The sequence below is a fragment of the Pseudoxanthomonas sp. JC1303 genome (assembly GCF_058448525.1).
This window is the reverse complement of sequence record NZ_CP185958.1, coordinates 656,712-675,393: the sequence shown is the minus strand read 5'-3', so window position 1 is coordinate 675,393 and position 18,682 is coordinate 656,712. Positions and strand designations below refer to the sequence as shown.

14 protein-coding genes and 1 tRNA gene are annotated in these 18,682 nt (G+C 68.4%); 5 read left to right on the top strand and 10 right to left on the bottom strand.

The annotated features are described in order from the left end of the window. Positions 1-155: 155 nt before the first annotated feature. Complete coding sequence (locus tag ACORQU_RS03080; protein WP_491643356.1) at positions 156-1,160, top strand: lysylphosphatidylglycerol synthase transmembrane domain-containing protein; 1,005 nt, start codon at positions 156-158, stop codon at positions 1,158-1,160. Here the strand turns inward: ACORQU_RS03080 and ACORQU_RS03075 are convergent. Continuing rightward, positions 1,107-1,931 (bottom strand): CDP-alcohol phosphatidyltransferase family protein, encoded by an 825-nt coding sequence (locus tag ACORQU_RS03075; protein WP_491643354.1) that lies wholly within the window; start codon positions 1,929-1,931, stop codon positions 1,107-1,109. The genes ACORQU_RS03080 and ACORQU_RS03075 overlap by 54 nt on opposite strands. 18 nt (positions 1,932-1,949) lie before the next feature. After that, a complete protein-coding gene (gene ribA / locus ACORQU_RS03070) occupies positions 1,950-3,071 on the bottom strand; it encodes a GTP cyclohydrolase II RibA (protein WP_491644937.1) in 1,122 nt (373 codons plus the stop codon). A gap of 273 nt (positions 3,072-3,344) precedes the next feature. Between ribA and ACORQU_RS03065 the strand changes: the two genes are divergently transcribed. Continuing rightward, positions 3,345-4,160, top strand: a complete 816-nt coding sequence (locus tag ACORQU_RS03065) for a RibD family protein (RefSeq protein WP_491643352.1) — start codon at positions 3,345-3,347, stop codon at positions 4,158-4,160. 12 nt (positions 4,161-4,172) lie between these two features. Here ACORQU_RS03065 and ACORQU_RS03060 read toward each other — a convergent pair whose 3' ends face one another. The 5 genes from ACORQU_RS03060 to ACORQU_RS03040 form a co-directional block, all read right to left on the bottom strand. Beyond that, entirely contained in the window at positions 4,173-4,958 is a 786-nt protein-coding gene (locus ACORQU_RS03060; protein ID WP_491643351.1) for a methyltransferase, read from the bottom strand. Next, positions 4,955-6,022: a glycosyltransferase family 4 protein gene (locus ACORQU_RS03055; protein ID WP_491643349.1), complete on the bottom strand. Its 1,068-nt coding sequence runs from the start codon at positions 6,020-6,022 to the stop codon at positions 4,955-4,957. Before ACORQU_RS03055 ends, ACORQU_RS03060 begins: the two co-directional genes overlap by 4 nt. After that, positions 6,019-6,417 (bottom strand): 6-pyruvoyl trahydropterin synthase family protein, encoded by a 399-nt coding sequence (locus tag ACORQU_RS03050; RefSeq protein WP_491643347.1) that lies wholly within the window; start codon positions 6,415-6,417, stop codon positions 6,019-6,021. Before ACORQU_RS03050 ends, ACORQU_RS03055 begins: the two co-directional genes overlap by 4 nt. Positions 6,418-6,437: 20 nt before the next feature. Continuing rightward, entirely contained in the window at positions 6,438-7,412 is a 975-nt protein-coding gene (locus tag ACORQU_RS03045; protein ID WP_491643345.1) for a zinc-dependent alcohol dehydrogenase, read from the bottom strand. Between the two features lie 146 nt (positions 7,413-7,558). After that, complete coding sequence (locus ACORQU_RS03040; protein ID WP_491643343.1) at positions 7,559-8,479, bottom strand: lauroyl acyltransferase; 921 nt, start codon at positions 8,477-8,479, stop codon at positions 7,559-7,561. A gap of 95 nt (positions 8,480-8,574) precedes the next feature. Here ACORQU_RS03040 and dtd point away from each other — a divergent pair, with 95 nt between their 5' ends. From dtd to mdoH, 3 genes are all read left to right on the top strand, one after another. Further along, positions 8,575-9,012, top strand: coding sequence for a D-aminoacyl-tRNA deacylase (gene dtd / locus ACORQU_RS03035; protein ID WP_491643341.1), 438 nt, complete (start codon positions 8,575-8,577; stop codon positions 9,010-9,012). A gap of 110 nt (positions 9,013-9,122) precedes the next feature. Further along, positions 9,123-11,003: an RNA polymerase sigma factor RpoD gene (rpoD, locus tag ACORQU_RS03030; RefSeq protein ID WP_271646900.1), complete on the top strand. Its 1,881-nt coding sequence runs from the start codon at positions 9,123-9,125 to the stop codon at positions 11,001-11,003. Positions 11,004-11,451: 448 nt separating this feature from the next. Next, entirely contained in the window at positions 11,452-13,395 is a 1,944-nt protein-coding gene (mdoH, locus tag ACORQU_RS03025) for a glucans biosynthesis glucosyltransferase MdoH (protein WP_491644935.1), read from the top strand. Between the two features lie 20 nt (positions 13,396-13,415). Here the strand turns inward: mdoH and ACORQU_RS03020 are convergent. The 3 genes from ACORQU_RS03020 to ACORQU_RS03010 all read right to left on the bottom strand — a co-directional run bounded on the left by ACORQU_RS03020 (position 13,416) and on the right by ACORQU_RS03010 (position 18,483). Further along, positions 13,416-13,488: transfer RNA gene (locus tag ACORQU_RS03020), tRNA-Ile, on the bottom strand. A gap of 64 nt (positions 13,489-13,552) precedes the next feature. Then, the gene (locus tag ACORQU_RS03015; protein ID WP_491643339.1) at positions 13,553-15,955 is read right to left on the bottom strand and encodes a GH92 family glycosyl hydrolase; all 2,403 of its coding nucleotides are present in this window, start codon (positions 15,953-15,955) and stop codon (positions 13,553-13,555) included. Positions 15,956-16,008: 53 nt separating this feature from the next. Further along, the gene (locus ACORQU_RS03010) at positions 16,009-18,483 is read right to left on the bottom strand and encodes a GH92 family glycosyl hydrolase (RefSeq protein WP_491643337.1); all 2,475 of its coding nucleotides are present in this window, start codon (positions 18,481-18,483) and stop codon (positions 16,009-16,011) included. Positions 18,484-18,682 lie beyond the last annotated feature (199 nt).

The following is an 18,682-nucleotide window of genomic DNA, read 5'->3' as shown; positions in this document are numbered from 1 at the left end:
CAGGGCGGGGAGCCTACCATCGCAGTGGCCGTCCCCATTCGCGCGGTTTTCGGTGAGCAGGAAGGCGAGCGGCTGGAGTCGATTTCGCGGCGCTCTGCTGGCAGCCACCGAGTCGCGCCGGCAGTCGCCGGACCACGGCGCATTGCAGGAGGCGAATGCGAGGTTCTAGTAACGTCTCCAGCATCAAGCCGAGGAGCCGCCGTATTCGCACGCACACCCGCCACACCGGTCCTCATCGCCCGCTGTCGTGGCTGCGGTGGCTGTTGCCGCTCGCGCTGCTGGCCGTGCTCGCTTGGCGCCTGGATCTGTCGGCGACGCTGGAGGTGCTGAAGCAGGCCCAACCGGTTTGGCTGTTGTTGGCGCTGATGGTCGTGCAGTTGCAGGTCGTGCTCTCGGCGATTCGCTGGCGTTTCACCGCGGTGCGCCTCCAGGTTGTCCTGCCATTGCCACGGGCCATCGCCGAGTACTACCTGGCGACGCTGCTCAACCAGACGCTCCCCGGCGGTGTCGGAGGTGACGCCGTGCGTGCCTGGCGCCATGCCGGCGAAGCGGCCAGCACCGCACGCGCGGTGCGTGCGGTGGTTCTGGAGCGGCTGGCCGGGCAGGTGGCGTTCTTCGTGCTGGCCAGCCTCGGTCTTGTCGCCTGGCCACTGCTGGCCCGCGATGCTGCGCGTCCGGCAGGCGTGGCGGTCACGCTGCTGTTGGCGGCCGTGCTGGTGGTGGTGTCCGCACTGGTGGTTTGGGGCCTGGCCCGCCGCGGGCCGGTGCGGGTGCGGCGCGCGCTCCAGGGGCTTGGCCCGGATGTGGCGCGCGCATGGTGGCGTCACGGCGCCTGGCTGACGCAGTCTGTGTTGAGCGTGAGCATCGTGGGCAGCTATGTGGCGGTGTTCGCCCTGTGCGCCAGGACACTGGGCGATGCGTTGCCCGCACTGGCCTGGCTCACCGTGCTGCCGCTGACCCTGGCCACGATGCTCATCCCCATTTCGGTCGGCGGCTGGGGCGTGCGCGAGGCCGCCGCCGCGGCGCTGTGGCCCCTGGTCGGGCTGAGCGCGGAACACGGCGTCGCCAGCTCGGTCCTTTATGGGCTGGTAAACGTGGTGGGGGCCTTACCGGGGCTGTGGACCCTGGTGCGACGACGCACCCAGCTCAGCGTGCACTGACACCGAAACGCCGCGCCGTGCATGGCGCCAGAGCCAACACACATCCGTGGCAAAGGACAGCGCCAGCATCGTCAGTGCAGCGCCGGCCAGCAGCTGGCTCCAGATGCCCAATAGCGGCGGCGCCAGCAGCGCGCAGAGCACGCTGCCCTGGACCACGCAGATCGTCTTGCGTCGCGTGCTGTCCGGCAGTTGCCCGCGCAGCCAGGGAAGAACGGCCGCCGCGGCGATGAAGCCATAGCGCATGCTGCCGATGGCCAGTACCCACGGCCCCGCCTTGCCCAGGCGCCAGGCCAGCAGCGACAGCAGGGCGATGAGCAGCGCGTCGATCTCCATGTCGTAACGCGCGCCGAATTTCGAGGCGAGCCCCAGCCGCCGTGCGAGCCAGCCGTCCACGCCGTCCAACGCCAGCGCCAGCGCGCCGAGCACTGCGAACACCCATAGCCACGCACTGTCTGCCGTCACCGTCTGGGTCATCGTGCCCAGCCCACCGAACAGCGAGGTAAGCGCCGCACGCAGGGTGGTGATCTGGTTGGCGAGGCCGAAGCGGGGACCGGCGTGATGTCCGCTCACCCGTGTCAGCGCGACGCAGGCGATGCCCAAGTAAACGGCGGCCGAGGCCACGCCAAAATGCCAGTCCAGCGGGATGGCACGCGACAGCGCAACGACCAGCGCCGCGCCGACGGCGCCGCAGCCAAGAAAACTCAGCGCCGCGCTGCGACGTCGTGCAGCTGCGTGTGCGTATCCGTGAGTCCGGGAGAGGACGGTGGCCATGGCGTTGCTTCCACGCCGTCAGGACAGCGAGGCAATCAGCGCATCGACATCCAGCGCGTGCCCGGCCCGTGCCGCCTTGGTGCGCAGGTAACCCTCGTTGTCGGCGGTGATGCGTCCGGTCACCGGGGTGCGCCCGATCACCTCCACGCCGGCCGCACGCAGCCGATCGACCTTGGAGGGGTTGTTGGTCAGCAGACGAACGCGTGCCACACCCAAGGCGCGCAGCATCGCGGCCGCGCTTTCGTAACGACGCTCATCCGGCCCAAAGCCCAGCAGCGCATCGGCGTCGATGGTGTCCAGGCCATCGTGCTGGTAGCCATAGGCACGCATCTTGGCGGCGATGCCGGTCCCGCGGCCTTCCTGATCCAGGTACAGCAGCACGCCGCCGCCCAGCTCCTTGAGCTTGAGCAGGCCGTTGCGCAACTGGTCGCCGCAATCGCACTTGAGCGAGCCGAACAGATCGCCGGTCAGACAGGAAGAATGCACGCGCACCGGCACCGGCTTGGACAGGTCGGGCTGGCCGACCACGATGGCGACCTGGTCACGCAGCGCGACCCCACCGCGGAAGACAACGAAATGGGCGTCGCCCACCTCGCGGAGTGGCACGCGGGTACGCGCCACCAGTTCCCAGTCACGGCCTGCATGGGCCGCGCCATCGGCCAACTGGCGCAAGGTGACCCGGGCGCAGGCATCGAAGGGGGGTGCCTGCCGGGGCAGGTCGTGGACCAGCAAGGCTGGCAGCAGCAGGCCCAGCCGGGCCAACGCGGAGGCGCCCGCGTCGCGGTCCGTGCCGCTGGTCCAGGCGCCGGCATACGCCTGCGCCGGCAGGTAGGCCAGTTCGGCCAAGGCATCGAGCGCATGCCCGGCGAGCGGGATGCGCGCGCCATGCGGCGCATCCAGGCCCAGCATCCGGGCGCGCGTCGGAGAGAGGAACAACTGGTGCTGCCCGCCACTGGCTTCGTCAAAGCTGGCAAAGGTCTCCGGTGTCACGCCCTCGATCGACAGCACGGCCGTGCCGGCGCCAGCATCGTCCACTACCACCACCGGCCGTCCGCTGCGCAGTTCCCCGGCGGCACGTTCACAGGCGACCGCGGCAGGGTCGCCGAACAAGGCCAGGGAGGAAGAGACGCGAGTGGGCATGTTGAACACGTGGCTGGGCAATGCGGACATGGAGGACTCCTGCGGGCATAGAGGGAAGGCCGGCGTCATTTGCCGTTCCTGACCCCGCGCATCGCACCTGTAAGACCGGACGCATCCGGACCAACAAGGTCACGCTAGGAGTGCTGTGATGAAAGCGGTGCGAAGTCGTCCTGATCGAATGGGGGTGAGCGGGAGATCCTGTCTATAGGGGTCTTGGGCCATTTCACAACCCCCATACCTTGCCATCCCTAGCTTGAATGTATGGACCAGCAGGTGCATTCCGACGCGCGCAACGATGGCGAAGAATTGACCAGCGCCAGCTGGGCGGCCTTGCGTGCGCAGGCCGAAGCCGGGACCGGTCCGGGCCATTGTCCCTCATCGCGCCAGGCCATTGGGGCGCCATACGCGGAACGGTGCGGGGCCCTGTACGCGCCACTCGCGCGCAGCCCGGCGTTCGTCCTGGCCCAGGTGGGCCAGTCGCTCGACGGGCGGGTCGCCACGGTGGATGGCGACGCGCGCAACATCTCCGGCGCCGCCGGATTGCGCCACCTGCATCGCTGCCGCGCGCTGGTGGATGCCATTGTCGTCGGAGTCGGCACCGTCGTGGCCGACGATCCCTCGCTTACCGTGCGCCTGGTGGAGGGCCGCAATCCGGTGCGGGTGGTCATCGATCCGCGTGGGCGTATCCCGCGTCAGACGCGTCTGCTGCACGACGCGGCCGCGCCGGTTCTGTTGGTGCACGGTCCCGATGCCAGGGTCGATGACCTAACGGTGCCGCACCTGGCATTGCCGATGGACGATGCCGGGCGCATCGAGGCGCCGGCCATTGTCCAGGCGCTGGCCGCGCGCGGCCTGCGGCGCGTGCTGGTCGAAGGTGGTGCCTGCACCATCGCCTCTTTTCTGGAGGCCGGCTGCCTGGATCGCCTGCACGTGGCGATCGCGCCGCTGATCATCGGCGCCGGGCCGACCGGCCTGGCGCTGCCGCCGGTGTCCTCGCTGTCCCAGGCCCGAAGGCCGCGCACGACCAGCTACGACCTGGGTGGGGATGTCGTGTTCGATTGCGAGCTGCGCGAAGCGCCAATGTCCTGAAAGTCGCGGCGTTCAGCCGGGCGGAAAGGCGAGCACGTCCACATGACCGACTCGTGCGGTGCACGACGGCATCGCGCCCAGGCGTTCGGCCAGCCAGTCCTGCGCCTGCTCCGACGCCATCCCTGCTTCGGTCGCGGCCTGCGCGATGCCTTCGAGCAGGGCTTGCTGGAAGGGCCCTGGCTGGGTCACGACCCACGGGCTGGCGGCGGTCTGCACACGGTAGCCACGCGTCTGCAGCAGTTCGACCAAGCGTCCGCCGGCCGCCGGCCCCAGGGCCGGGCCCAGTCCCTTGTCGCCGCGCTGATGGCGGTTGAAGGCCTCGACCACCGCTACGTCGGCCGGCAGCGGCGTGGACCAGTCCATGCGGCCATCGTAGGTAAGCACCGCGTACAGCCCGACGCCGGTCTGCGCGAGGCGATCGGCGAACGCGCTCAGCCAGGCGTCGCCAGCCAGGTCGAACAGGGCCGAGGCAGTCACCAGGTCGGCGCCTTCCAGCGGCAAGGTGTCCAGGGCGCGCAGGTCCAGCGCGTGGGTTTCCACCGTGATGTGAGGGGCCAGCCGGGCCTGCGCGGCCCGCAGCAGGGCCGGGTCGTGGTCGACCAGATGCCAGGTCTGCCGGGCCTGCAGCTGCGGGCCCAACGCCCGGTAGCTGGCGCCGGTTCCGCAGCCCAGATCCACCAGCGTTGCGTGCGGCCGAGCGTCCAGGCGCGCGGCGGCGAGGCCGAGCAGGGTTTGGTCGCGCGCGGCGTGATCGGCCGGTTCGCGCAGGTCCAGCCATTGCTCGGAAAAGCCGCTCATGCCGCCAACACCTGCGCCATCTGCGCCGCGCGTGCGGACCAGTCCGGCAGCATCGCCGCGGCCTGGCGCGCGCCGGCGGCCAGCAGCTGACGGCGCGGCGCATCGGTCAGCAGCGAGCGCAGGGCGTCGGTCAGGGCCTCCACGTCGTCGACCGGCACCAGGATCCCGGCCGAGGGCGGCACCACTTCGGGCACCGCACCGGCTTCGCAGCCGATCACCGGCAGGCCGTAGGCCATGGCCTCGGCGAAGGCCATGCCGTAGCCCTCGTAACGGCTGGGCAGGACGAAGACGTCGGCCTGCGCCAGTTCCGGTGCCGTATCCGGCACTGGGCCGACCAGGGTGATGCGGGCCTGCAGTCCGTGCCGCGCGATGCGGGCCTGCAGATCACGGCCGGTATCGCCGTCGCGCTCCCCGCCGACGATGCGCAGCGTCCAATCCAGGTCGCGCAGCGGCGCCAGCGCCTCGATCAGCAGCGCGTGGCCCTTGCGCGGAATCAGGCTGCCGACGGACAGCAGGCGCAGCGGCGTGGCCGGAGTTTCGAGTTCATCGGTGACCGGGTCGTGCGGGCGCAGGTCCGGCTTGTCCAGCCCGGGTGGCACCACGCGCAGGCGTTCACAAGGGATGTCGAAGTCGGCCTGCAGGGAGCGCGCCGTGGTGTCGCTGGTGGTGACGACCATGCGGACCTGCGCAAGCGCCGCACGCTCGCTGCCCAGCAGCGCCTGCGCGCGCGCCGGATCGAGCCCGTCTTCCAGCCCCAGCGGATGATGGACCAGCGCCACCACGACCAGGCGTGCGGCGGCTTCGGTCACCGTGTCGGCCTCCATCGCCCCCAGCGCCAGTCCGTCGATCATGACCAGCGACCCATCAGGCAGGCCTGCCAGTGCCTGACGCGTCGCGGTCTGGTCGGCCGGGGTGGGGTGTGGGAAACCGTCGGGCAGGCCGAGGACCTGCACGTGCCAGCCGTGCGCGCGCAGGCCGGCGATGATCCGGCGGTCGTAGCCATAGCCGCCGGTGGGGCTATCCAGGTTGCCGGGGATGGCGAACACCAGCGCGCGCTGGCTCATAGCTCGGACTCGTACCAGGCGCGGGCCACGTGCGACTCGTGCAGCAGCACGCGCAGCTTCTTCACCCGCGCACCGCCTGCGCCCAGGCGGCCGGTGGCGATGGCCGCGCGCAACTGGTCGAAGATGTACTTGGCCAGGAACTCGGTGGTCGTGGTCTTGCCGGCGAACTGCGGCAGCGCGTCCAGGTTCTGGTAGTTGAGCGGTTTGAGGATTTCGGCCAGCAGCGGCGTGGCCAGACCGATGTCCACGACCAGGCCGTCATCGTCCAATTCGGCGGCGTAGAACGCGGCGTCGACGACGAAGGTGGCGCCGTGCAGGCCCTGGGCGGGTCCGAAGGTTTCCCCCGGCAGGCTGTGGGCGATCATCACGTGGTCTCGGACTTCGACGGCGAACATGCGGGGCGAGCTCCTTGCGGTCAGTCGGGATAGCGGAAGCGATGGCACAGGGTGCCGGCGTGGGCCAGCACTGTGGGGTAGTCGTTGGGGGCGTCCTGGAAAGGCGTCTCCCCGGAGATCAGGACGTCCAGGCGGGGGTCGTCGAGCAGCGACAGGGCGGTGGCCATGCGCCGTGCGTAGTCCCAGCGGGCGCGCTGCGAGGGCGGCAGGTGGCCCACCTGCGAGGAGACCAGCTGCAGGCGTTGGCTGTGGAAGCTTTCCCCCAAGGGCAGGCGGGCGATCCGCTCGCCATACCAGCTGGCCTCCACCACCCGGGCCTCGAATCCCGCACAAGCCAGCGCGGTGGACAAGCCGGACTCGCTCGCACTGGCGTGGACCACGACATCGCAGTTCCGTGGTGCCTGGTCGGGCACGCTGAACGACACGCCCAATTGCTCGGCCAGCGGCTGGCGCGAGGTGTCGATGTCGACCAGGGTGACCTCGGTCGCCGGCAATCGCCCGGCCAGGTGAGCGACCAGCGCGCCGACCACCCCGGCGCCGACCACCACGACCCGGTCGCCCGCGGCGATGCGGGCGTCCCAGAGCACGTTGAGCGCGGTTTCTGCGTTGGCGGCCAGCACGGCACGCGCGGCAGGCAGCTGCGGCGGCAGCGGACTGACACGATCGGCGGCGACGACGAAGGCGTCCTGGTGCGGATGCAGGCAGAACACTTCGCGACCGCGCAGCGGCGCAGGTCCGGCCTCCACCTTGCCCACGCAGGCATAGCCGTACTTGACCGGGAACGGGAACTCGCCTTCCTGGAAGGGAGCCCGCATGCGTGCGTGTTCGGAAGGCGGGACCTTGCCCGCCGCAACCAGGGCCTCGGTGCCGCGGCTGATCCCGCTGTAGCGGGTGCGTACCAGGACCTGGTCGGGTCCTGGTGCTGGCAACAGTGTTTCGCGCAGCGCGAAACGGCCTTTCCCCTCGATCCACAGCGCGTGCGTGGCCGTGCTCACCGAACGGGGGCCGGGATAAGTGAGGGACGGCGCGACGCGTGGCCGGGTCGGAAGCGTGGGAGCAAGACAGTGGCCTGGGGGAAGGGCGCGCACAGCCTAGTCAGTCCGGTGCGAATGCCCGTTTCACACCGCCGCGGGCTGAAACATCAGTGCGGGTGGCGCGCGGTCCAGTAGGGATTGGCCTCCCCGCTTTCGGGAGGGCGCAGGGTGTAGCGCTTGTAGGTCCACTGATACTGCGCCGGATCGCGCCGGGCGATGCGTTCGACCTGCGCGTTGAGCGTGGCCGCACCGACCTGCGGGTCCGGGTCGCCCATGCCTGCCGGCGCCGGCTCCACGTGCAGGGCGAAGTCCAGATCCGTGCCCACCCGTTCGCACCAGCCGAACAGGACGATGGCGCCGGTCCGCTCGGCCAGACGGTTGACCAGGGTCATGGTGAGGGCCTGCACGCCGAAGAAGGGCGCAAACACGCCATCGCCGGCCTTGGGCTGCTGGTCGGGCAGGATCCCGACCGCGCCGCCCTCCTTGAGGACCTTGAACAACTGACGCACGGCGGGCCCCTCGGCCCGCACCTGGCGGATGTTCTCGGCCCCGCGTACGCGCTGCAGGAAGGCATCGCCCACGTCCGACTCGGGTGGGCGGTAGACGATGGCGATGTCCCCGCGCGAGGCCAGCCATTGGTTGAGCAGCTCCCAGTTGCCGAAATGCGGCGCGGCCACGATCACGCCGCGACCTGACTTCAGCGCCGCGTCGTACAGGTCCTGGCCATGGCGCTGACGCAGGTGCTGCTCCAGGTTGGCCGCGTGCGGGCGGGTCCAGAAGCGCAGGGTCTCCAGTGCCTGGCGCGCGGTCCCGCGCAGGATCCGCCGGTGCAGGTCGGCCCGTTCACTGGGCAGCAGGTCGGGATAGGCCAGTTCCAGGTTGCGTCGGGCGACCCGGCTCTCCCGCGCGTCCAGCCGGGTCCAGATCCAGGCCAGGGCGTCGCCCAGGCGGCGCAGCATCGGCCAGGGCAGGGCGGTGAAGACGGCGGTGGCGCGATACGCGAGCCCGGCCACGGTGTTTGGTTTCATCCGGTCAGTCTATCGGCTGCGTGCGCCGCGGGCATTGCAAAGGGCGGCGATCGCCCGCATCTGGCCGGCCATCCCACTTCCGTACAAGGCGCTCCATGCTCTCGTTGATCCAGCGCGTGACCCGGGCTTCGGTCGTGGTAGAGGGAGACACGATCGGGGCGATCGGGCCGGGCCTGTTGGCCTTGGTGGGGCTTGAACCTGGCGACGGCGAGCCCCAGATCCTGCGCATGGCCGAGCGGTTGCTGGGCTACCGGGTGTTTTCCGATGCACAGGGGCGGATGAATCGCTCCGTGGCCGACACCGGCGGTGGCTTGTTGCTGGTCAGCCAGTTCACCCTTGCGGCCGACACGCGTTCGGGCATGCGGCCCAGCTTCACCACGGCGGCAGCGCCCGATCAGGCTGAACGCGGCTTCAACGGTTTGGTCGAGGTCTGCCGGCAGCGACACGCGGGGGTGGAAACCGGGCGCTTTGGCGCCCACATGGTGGTTGAGCTGGTCAACGATGGACCAGTCACCTTCCTGCTGCGGACCTGAACAGGCCGGGAAAAAACCGGAATATGAACGCAGCGGCACCAGACTGGACACGGTCCGGCTGGTATAATACGTGGTTCTCCTGACCTTTCTCTTAGGCGGCGCAAGCACTCATGGCCAACGAACGTCCTGCCCAGGCATCCGACATCAAGCTGCTGATCAGCAAGGGCCTTGAACAAGGTTACCTGACCTATGCCGAGGTCAACGATCACCTGCCCGACGACATGGTCGATCCGGAGCAGATCGAAGACATCATCGGCATGATCAACGGCATGGGCATTGCGGTGCACGAAGTGGCGCCCGATGCCGAAACCCTGCTGCTGGCCGGTGAGTCCAGCGGCAACCGCGAAGTCGACGAAACCGCAGCCGAGGAAGCCGCCGCGGCGCTGACCTCGCTGGACACCGAGGGTGGCCGCACCACCGACCCGGTGCGCATGTACATGCGCGAGATGGGCACGGTCGAGCTGCTGACCCGCGAGGGCGAGATCGCCATCGCCAAGCGCATCGAGGAAGGTCTGGGCCAGGTCCAGGCCTCCCTGGGCCTGCTGCCGTCCATCGTCGAACTGGTGCTGGAAGACTACGAGCTGCATAAGGCGGGCAAGAAGCGGCTGGCAGAGGTCGTGGTCGGCTTCAACGATCTGCAGGACGAGCCGGAGCAGCCGGCATCGGCCAGCGACAGCAGCGACAGCAGCAGCGATAGCAGCGACAGCAGCGACGACGACTCGGACGACGATTCGGACGACGACGATGACGGTGCCGAGGAAGATGCCGGCCCGACCGGTCCCGATCCGGAGGAGGTCAACCGCCGCATGGAGGTGATGTCCGCTGCCCTGGCCAAGTTCAAGAAGGGCTACGCCAAGAGCGGTGCCGACAACAAGGCCGGCGCCAAGCTGCGCCAGGAAATGGCCGAGGTGTTCGTCACCCTGAAGCTGCCGCTGGCCCTGACCGACACGCTGGTGCGCAACGTGCGCGATGTGCTGCAGCGGATCAAGGACCAGGAGCGCCGCGTGCTGCACCTGTCCACAGTCACCGCCCGCATGCCGCGCAAGGACTTCATCCGCTCCTGGGAAGGCAACCAGACCAACCTGGAATGGGTCGACGAAGCCCTCAAGCGCAAGCAGAAGTGGTCCTCGGGCCTGCGTGAGGTCAAGGATCAGATCATCGCCGAGCAGCAGGCCACCATCGAGGTGGAGAAGTCGCTGATGCTGACCCTGGCCGACATGAAAGACATCAGCCGGCAAATGGCCTACGGCGAGGCCAAGGCGCGCAAGGCCAAGAAGGAAATGGTCGAGGCCAACCTGCGCCTGGTGATCTCCATCGCCAAGAAGTACACCAACCGTGGTCTGCAGTTCCTGGACCTGATCCAGGAGGGCAACATCGGCCTGATGAAGGCGGTCGACAAGTTCGAATACCGTCGCGGCTACAAGTTCTCGACCTATGCCACCTGGTGGATCCGCCAGGCGATCACCCGCTCGATCGCCGACCAGGCGCGCACCATCCGCATCCCGGTGCATATGATCGAGACGATCAACAAGCTCAACCGCATTTCCCGCCAGATGCTCCAGCAGTACGGCCGCGAGGCCACGCCGGAAGAACTGGCCAAGGAAATGGACATGCCCGAGGACAAGATCCGCAAGGTCATGAAGATCGCCAAGGAGCCGATCTCCATGGAGACCCCGATCGGCGACGACGAGGACTCGCACCTGGGCGATTTCATCGAGGACACCAATGTGGAGTCCCCGGTGGACAACACCACCAACATCAACCTGATGGAAACGGTGCGGGACGTCCTGGCCGGCCTGACCCCGCGGGAAGCCAAGGTGCTGCGCATGCGCTTCGGCATCGACATGAATACCGACCACACGCTGGAAGAGGTCGGCAAGCAGTTCGATGTCACGCGTGAGCGCATCCGCCAGATAGAGGCCAAGGCATTGCGCAAGCTGCGTCATCCCTCCCGTTCGGAGACGCTGCGCAGCTTCCTGGACATCGACTGATCCCAGGAACGCGAGGGCCGACTGCCTGGCCCGTTGAATGCAACAGGTCCGCCGAAAGGCGGACCTGTTTGCGTTCTGGTCCTGCGATTCGCGTCGTGTCCTGCCGCTCACACGCGCTGCCGTACGCTCGATCAGCACTCCTGCCTCCCCCATCTGGAGAATGCGTGTCGTCCCATGAACTTCCGCAGGGCGCCGAAGCGGTCAGCCCGGGCGCGCGAGGGTTCGCCCAGCCTGCCGCGACCGCCGTGCAGGGCGCGGCTGGTCCCGTTCGCGCCGCCATGCAGTCCGGCCTTGCTCGCCTGTATTCTGTGCCGCGTGCCCCTGCATCCGGTCGTACTGCCTTGAACTTTCTCCCGGCTTTCCTCTCGCCGCCCTTGCAAGCACTTTCCGTCCATGCGGACTTGCCGGCATTGCGCCGGAGCGCACGCGCGTGAGGGTCGTCCAACCCATCAGCATCGGCCCCAAGGTCGAGATCACCGTCAGCGACGAAGCCCGCGCCTACGAGCAGATGCCGCCGGAACATCGGCTGGACATGCCGGTCCAGTCCTTGCGCCAAGGCAAGCTGAAAACGCCCCCGATGCCGTCCTCGCCGCCGAACATGGTCGCCCGGCGCATCTACATCTTCGGCGGCACCGCGGCGATCACGCTGGCGGGCCTGTTCCAGATGATGCGGGTCATGGCCACCGATGGGCTCGGCGTCCTGGAGGTGGTGTTCCTCGCGTTCTTCACCCTGCTGTTTGCCTGGGTGGCGTTGTCCTTCGTCAGTGCGTTCGCCGGGTTCATGCTGATCGTCACCCGCCGCCGGCGCCGCCTGGGCCTGCGTCCGGAGGATCCGCTGCCTGCGCCCTCCGTGCGTACCGCGCTGCTGATGCCCACCTACAACGAAGAGCCGCAGCGCCTGATGGCCGGCCTGCAGGCGATCTACGAGTCGGTGCGCGAGACCGGGCATCTGGAGCAGTTCGACTTCTTCATCCTCTCGGACACCACGCGTGGCGCTATCCGCATGGAGGAGGTGGCCGAGTTCCACCGCCTGCGCGAGCGCCTGGGCGGCGCGCCGAACCTGTACTACCGCCATCGCGCGGACAACCGCGAGCGCAAGGCCGGCAACATCGCCGAATGGGTGCGCCGTTTCGGCGGCGCCTATCCGCAGATGCTGATCCTGGACGCAGACAGCCTGATGACCGGCGACACCATCGTACGTCTGGCCTGGGGCCTGGAAACCCACCCCGACGTGGGGCTGATCCAGTCGTTGCCGCTGATCGTCAACGGCAGCACCTTGTTCGCGCGGATGCAGCAGTTCGCCGGTCGCGTGTACGGGCCGGTGATCGCCCATGGCGTGGCTTGGTGGCACGGCACCGAGAGCAACTACTGGGGGCACAACGCCGTCATTCGCACCAAGGCGTTTGCCGATCACTGCGGCCTGCCCGAGCTGGAGGGTGTGCGACCGTTCAACGGTCATGTGTTGAGTCATGACTTCGTCGAGGCCGCGTTGATCCGCCGCGGCGGCTGGGCCTGTCACATGACGCCGGCGCTGGGCGGCAGCTTCGAGGAAGGCCCGCCGTCGCTGACCGACCTGCTGGTGCGTGACCGCCGCTGGTGCCAGGGCAACCTGCAGCATGTGGGCGTGCTGCCGACCCGCGGCATGCACTGGATCAGCCGCACCCATTTCCTGATCGGCATCGGCCATTACCTCACCGCGCCGATGTGGGCCTTGATGATGCTGATCGGCATCGCGATCCCGCTGGACCAGTCGGGCGTGCTGGTGAGCCTGCAGGACCTGGCGCATTTTTCGCCGGTCGATTATTGGCGTTCACTCGATCCCGAGCGCATTGTCTGGGTGTTCGGCGCGACGATGTTCGCCCTGTTTGCGCCGAAAGTGATGGGTTATCTGGCGGTGCTGGCCGATGGCAAGGTCCGGCGTGGCTGCGGCGGCGCGGCGCGGATGATCGTCAGCATCGTGATCGAAAGCGTGCTGGCCGCGTTGATGGCGCCGATCGTCATGTACGTGCAGTCGCGCGGCGTGGCCGAGGTACTGGCCGGCAAGGATTCGGGCTGGGACGCTCAGCGTCGCGATGACGGCTCCATGCCGTGGTCCACGCTGACCCTGCGCTACGGCGGTCTGTCCCTGTTCGGCGTGATGATGGGCGCGGCGGCGTATTTCGTCTCACCGGCGCTGCTGGCCTGGATGTCGCCGGTGATCATTGGGCTGGTGTTCTCCATCCCGATCGTGGCCCTGACCTCCGCACGCGGCCCGGGGCAGTTCCTGCGCCGGCTGCGCCTGCTCAGCATTCCCGAAGAAACGCGCCCGCCCGCGATCCTGGTGCGCGCCGGTCGCCTGCGCCAAAAGATCGAGGAAGAGGCGGAAGCGGCGTCGGAAGGTGCCACGCAATAACGCGGGAAGACGCCGCAATCTGGGCCCACCAGGATTCGAACCTGGAACCAAGGGATTATGAGTCCCCTGCTCTAACCGTTGAGCTATAGGCCCGCACAAGCCCGGCATTGTAGCCTCCGGGCCGGCACGGGTGACTCGCCGGGCTGCGGCTGCGTACTCAGTGCGTGGCTTGCGACATGGAGGGCGGCGCGTCCTCCGGTGCGGCGCCCCAGTGTGTATTCGGCGCCGGGCCCATGACGAACTCGAAGCGACCGCCGTTGGCGATGTCGCTGTGGCGGAACCAGGGCTTGGTCCAGGGTTTGCCGTTCAACGTGGCCGACTGGATGTAGGGATGAGCTGGCGAGGCATTGCGGGCGACCAGTTCCAGCGTCTTGCCGTTGCCCATGCGCAGCCGGACGTCGTCGAACACCGGGCTGCCGATGATGTAGACCCCGCTGGCCGGATCGACCGGATAAAAGCCCATCGCGCTGAGCACGTACCACGACGACGTGGCGCCCTGGTCGTCCATGCCCGCATAGCCGTTGCCACTGGCGTCGCTGCCGTACATGTCGGTCAGGGTGCGGGGCACCAGGGCCTGCGTCTTCCACGGCTGTCCGCTCCAGGCGTACAGATACGGCGCCTGCTGGTCGGGCTGGTTGCCGTGCACGTATTGTCCGATCAGGCCGGTGCAGTCGCGGCAGATGCCCTTGGGCGTGTAGGGCGTGGAGAAGAACGCATCAAGCTTGGCGTTGAAGGCCTCGCGCCCGCCGAGCAGGTCGATGAGGCCCTGCACGTCGTGAGGGACCAGCCACAGCGTCGACCAGCCCGAGGCCTCCTTCATCATGAAGTTGTAGTACGGCTCGCCCGGATCGAAGGGCGAGATCCAGGTGCCGTCGGCGGTCCTGCCGCGCATGAATCCGGTCGAGGCGTCGAAGACGTTGCGATAGTTCGCCGCGCGCGCGCTGAAACGCCGCGCGTCCTCCTGCCGGTCCAGGCGCCTGGCGATGTTGGCCAGCGCATGGTCGTCCCAGGCGTATTCCAGGGTGGTCGCCACGCCTGCCTTGCCGCCGGCGTAGGGCGGGCTGGGATTTCCTTCCGGGACGACGTCGGCGATCCAGCCCTGCGTGTCGTATTCGTGGAGGAAGTGGCGCGGGCCCTTGGGATCGGTCGCGTTCTTGCGCAGGTAGGGATAGGCGGCTGCATAGTCGAACGCGATGCCGCGCTGCCATGCGCCGTCGTAGAGCAGCACAGCGTGGTCGCCGTGGAACGAGGTGTTCATGTAGCCCTGTTCCTGGGCCATCTCCAGCTCCGAGCGCATGACGTCCTGCACCACGTCCGGTTCAAGCAACATCATCAGGACGATCTGATTGCGGCCGGTATCCCAGAACGGCACCGGCCCGTAGCGGTTGTGGGTGGCGATCCGCTCCTTGCCTGCCGCATCGGTGAAACGCTCGCCGGTGCGGGCAATCAGGCGCGGGCTGGCGAACGACTGGAACAGCGTGGAATAGAACATCCTGCGCTGCGCGGGCGTGCCGCCACTGACCTGCACCTTGTCGAACAATTTGGCCCAGGCGGCGCGGGCCTGGCCGCGCACGCGCTCGAAGTCCCAGCCTGGGTCTTCCTCGCGCAGACGCTGCTCGGCTTCGGCATAGCTGTGGCCATGCGCGAGCTTCACCAGCACTTGGTCGCCGGCCTGTGTCTGGAAGGTGACATAGCCACCGGCGTAGTTTCCCTCGGCGTTGTGCCCGGCGGGGATCACCGTCTTGCCGCCGATTCCCCAGCCCGGGTCGTCCGGGTTGGCGTGGAAGCTGCCGAACGCCGAGAACGGACGCGAGAACTCCGCCACGAAGTAACGGCCCTCGGTCGGCTCGCGGTCGCCGTGTGGCGATGCGACGCCGCGCAGGGTGTGGTCACCGACAATCTCTACCTGCCCACCGTCGCGGCGCAGGTTGACGATCACGTTCGAGCGCTGGCTTTCGGGGAAGGTGAAGCGCATCAGCGTGGTGCGCGCCGTGGCAGTCAGTTCCACCCGGGTCTTGAAGGTGTCCAGTGTCACCGCGTAGTAGCCGGGCGAGGCGGTCTCGAGTTGCTTGTCGTAATAAGCCGGGGTGTACGCCGGCGGCACGCTCCAGTCGCCGACCACCGGCATGATCATCGGCTGCGCACGCCCCCCGTAGGTGGGACCGCCGCCGCCAGTGAACGCGAACATGGTCGGGTTGGGATAGTGGTAGGGCTCGGGGACGCCCGCCGGATAGCTCAAGTCGAGGTTGGCATTGACCGGTGCGGCCTCGGTCGCGCTGTGCGGCAGGCGGGCCCCGGGCGAGGTCATGCCCGAATACAGCGCCTCGCCGGGCGGTGGCGCATTGCCGATTAGTGCGGGGCGATCCAGCGGCGCGGTGCCCACCAGCGGATCGGCCAGATCGACTGCATCCTTCGGGATCGTCTGCGCCAGCGCCGATCCCGATGGCGTCAGCGGCAGGCATCCCAGCAGGGCACGGGCCAGCACCGCGAATGCGGGACGATGACCTAAAGCGGTGAATCTGCGTGCAGCCGCGCGTGTCGCGCGCGTGGCATCGATCATGGTGCGCTCCATGGATGAAGGGAGCGGCCGGCGCATGACGCCGGCCTTTCGGATCAACCGACCGGGCAGGCCGCCGCGGGGGCGGCTGCTTCGGACGTGCCCCACCCATGCGGGTAGGGCGTGCTGCTGAGCTGGTAGTCCAGCGTGCCGCCCTGCTTGAGCACGTCCACGTCCATCCACACCGCCGACTGCGGCTTGCCGTTGAAGCGCACGCCCTGCACGTAGCGCGGGCTGGCGTCGCCGGCGGTGCCGTCGCCGCGCACGGTGAGGGTGCGGCCGTTGCCCAGGTCGATCCGGGCGCTGGCGAAGCGCGGCGGGTGCAGGAGCATGTCGCCGGTCCCCGGCATCAGCGGGGCGATGCCCAGGGTGCTGAACAGGTAGAACGCCGACATGGTGCCCAAGTCGTCGTTGCCGGTGACGCCATTGGACGCGTTGGTGAAGAGCGTCTGCACGGCGGACAGCACCGTGGCGGTCTTCCACGGCTGGCCGATCAGGCTGTACAGCGCCGGCACGTGCATGGTGGGCTCGTTGTTGGGGTTGTAGCGGTACTGGCCGTAGTAGCTGTACGGGCCGCCCACCCAGGCCTTGCGTGCCGCATGCAGCGGATCGGCCACCAGCTGGTCGTAGGCGAAGAAGTCATCCAGGCGCTTGCCCATCGCGGCGCGTCCGCCCATGGCCTGGGCCAGGCCGTCGATGTCCTGCGGCACCAGCCACTGGTACTGCCAGGCCGTGCCCTCGTGGAAGCCGTAATGCGAGCGCGGGCTGTAGGTGCCGGTCGGCGGCGCGAACCAGCTCCCGTCGCGCAGCCGTGGGCGCGGGAAGCCCTGATAGCCCGATTCGGCCTCGTGCAGGTCCGGATCCCACACGCTGCGCCAGTTGCCGCCGCGCTTGCGCAGCGTCGCGGCATCGGCGTCGTGGCCAAGAGAGCCGGCCATCAGCGACAGCGCGCAATCGCCCAGCGCGTATTCCATCGTCGCCGAGCCGCCGTTCTGCGGATCCACATCCATGCCCTTGGCGGGGAAGGTGCGGTCGAAGAACACGAAGCCGTGCTCCAGGTAGTTGACGTTGCCCGCGCGGCCTTCCGAGCGCGCCTGGAAGGGCGGCACGCCCCAGGCGTTCTTGCGCAGCGCGTTCCACGCCTGCGGCTCCAGGCCCTTCAGCGCGCCATAGCGCCACAGGTCCACCAGGAACGGCGTCACCGGGTCGCCGGTCATGGTGTTGGTGTCGAAATTGGCGTAGCCCCAGCGTGGCAGCCAGCCGTTCTGGGCATCGATGGCCAGCAGGCTGCGGCCGATGTCATGCGCGCGCTCGGGCTCGATCAGGGCCAGCAGTTGGTTCTGCGAGCGGTAGGTATCCCACAGCGAGAAGAACTCGTAATAGGTCCAGTCCTTGGCCTCGTGGATCGCATCGTCGTAACCGCGATAGCGACCGTCGGCATCGTTGCCGGTGGTCGGTTGCAGCAGTGCGTGGTACAGCGCGGTGTAGAACACGGTGCGCTCATCCTTGCTGCCGCCGTCGATCTGGATCTTCGAGAGCGCCTGCTGCCACTGCGCGCGTGCGGCCTCGCGCATCGGATCGAACCGGCGCAGTTTGCCGTCCTGCATGCCGTCGGCGCGCAGGTTGGCGCGCGCGCCGGCCTGGTCGACGTGCGAGATCGCGGTGATCGCGGTGACGGCCTTGTCTTTGGACGTATCGAAGCTCACCCAGGCGCCGTTGAGCGGCTCGTACTCGCTCTCCATGCTGTCGCGCGCGCCCGGGGTGCCGCCGGCCTGGCCCCAGACACCGAAGGATTTGAAGGGGCGGCTGTATTCGATCCGAAACCACGTCGCGTACTGGTGCCCGCCGCAGAAACTCAGCGTGGTGATCTTGCCTTCCACTGCGCGATCACCGACCACGTGGACCTCGCTGCCGATCACGCGGTGCTTCTGGTTGGCCTGGCCAACGTTGATCAGCACGTGGCCTTCGCCGGCGGAGGCCGGATAGGTATAGCGTTCGCCCGAGGCACGGGTCAGCGCCGTGGTTTCCACCTGGATGCCGCCGTAGTCGGTCAGCTTGACGCGGTAGTCACCGGCCTGGCCGGTGGAGCCAGTCTGCGCGTAGCGCGCGCCGTACTTGGTCTGATCGAACACATCGGTCTTGGCGGTATCGAAGTCGCCGCCTGGGCCGATCGTGCCGGTGACCGGCAGCACGGAGACCTGGCCGCCCTGTTCCCAGCAACCGGCGCCGGACAGGAAGGAATGGCCGAAGCCGCGGATGCGCTCGTCGCCGTCGCGCCAGCCCGCGTAGTGCGAGCCGATCGGGCTGACCTGAATCATGCCGAAGGGCGCCGATGCGCCGGGAAAGGTATTGCCCTCGTCGCGCGTGCCGATGAAGGTGTTGACCTGCGCGGGCAGGTCTGCCGCAGATGACGAAGATCGGGCCATGCCTTGCGGCGCGGCCAGCGCCAGCATGCAGCCCAGCAGGGCGCCGTGGCGCCAGGATGCGGCGCGGTGTTCGCGGCGCGGGCCGCTATGAGTGGTGTAGTCCATCGTGTTCGCTCCAATGCGATGGGGCCGGTGCGCACTGCGGCCGGCGTGGCTCCCCGTTGGGACTTGGATTTATAACGATTTAGATTTTGAATACAAGTTACGGCGCGATCTGTTTTCCCAGTTGGGCACGCTGGCCGGGAACTTGGTGCGGTCGGTCAGGACGGTTGCGCCCCGCATGCGCGCGGCTGGACCGACGCCT

Coding starts and splice junctions, on each gene's coding strand:
- ACORQU_RS03080 (WP_491643356.1), top strand. CDS start 156: ATGCGAGGTTCTAGTAACGTCTCCAGCATCAAGCCGAGGAGCCGCCGT.
- ACORQU_RS03040 (WP_491643343.1), bottom strand. CDS start 8,479: ATGAAACCAAACACCGTGGCCGGGCTCGCGTATCGCGCCACCGCCGTC.
- ACORQU_RS03050 (WP_491643347.1), bottom strand. CDS start 6,417: ATGTTCGCCGTCGAAGTCCGAGACCACGTGATGATCGCCCACAGCCTG.
- dtd (WP_491643341.1), top strand. CDS start 8,575: ATGCTCTCGTTGATCCAGCGCGTGACCCGGGCTTCGGTCGTGGTAGAG.
- ACORQU_RS03055 (WP_491643349.1), bottom strand. CDS start 6,022: ATGAGCCAGCGCGCGCTGGTGTTCGCCATCCCCGGCAACCTGGATAGC.
- ACORQU_RS03015 (WP_491643339.1), bottom strand. CDS start 15,955: ATGATCGATGCCACGCGCGCGACACGCGCGGCTGCACGCAGATTCACC.
- ACORQU_RS03010 (WP_491643337.1), bottom strand. CDS start 18,483: ATGGACTACACCACTCATAGCGGCCCGCGCCGCGAACACCGCGCCGCA.
- rpoD (WP_271646900.1), top strand. CDS start 9,123: ATGGCCAACGAACGTCCTGCCCAGGCATCCGACATCAAGCTGCTGATC.
- ACORQU_RS03060 (WP_491643351.1), bottom strand. CDS start 4,958: ATGAGCGGCTTTTCCGAGCAATGGCTGGACCTGCGCGAACCGGCCGAT.
- ACORQU_RS03075 (WP_491643354.1), bottom strand. CDS start 1,931: ATGGCCACCGTCCTCTCCCGGACTCACGGATACGCACACGCAGCTGCA.
- ribA (WP_491644937.1), bottom strand. CDS start 3,071: ATGCCCACTCGCGTCTCTTCCTCCCTGGCCTTGTTCGGCGACCCTGCC.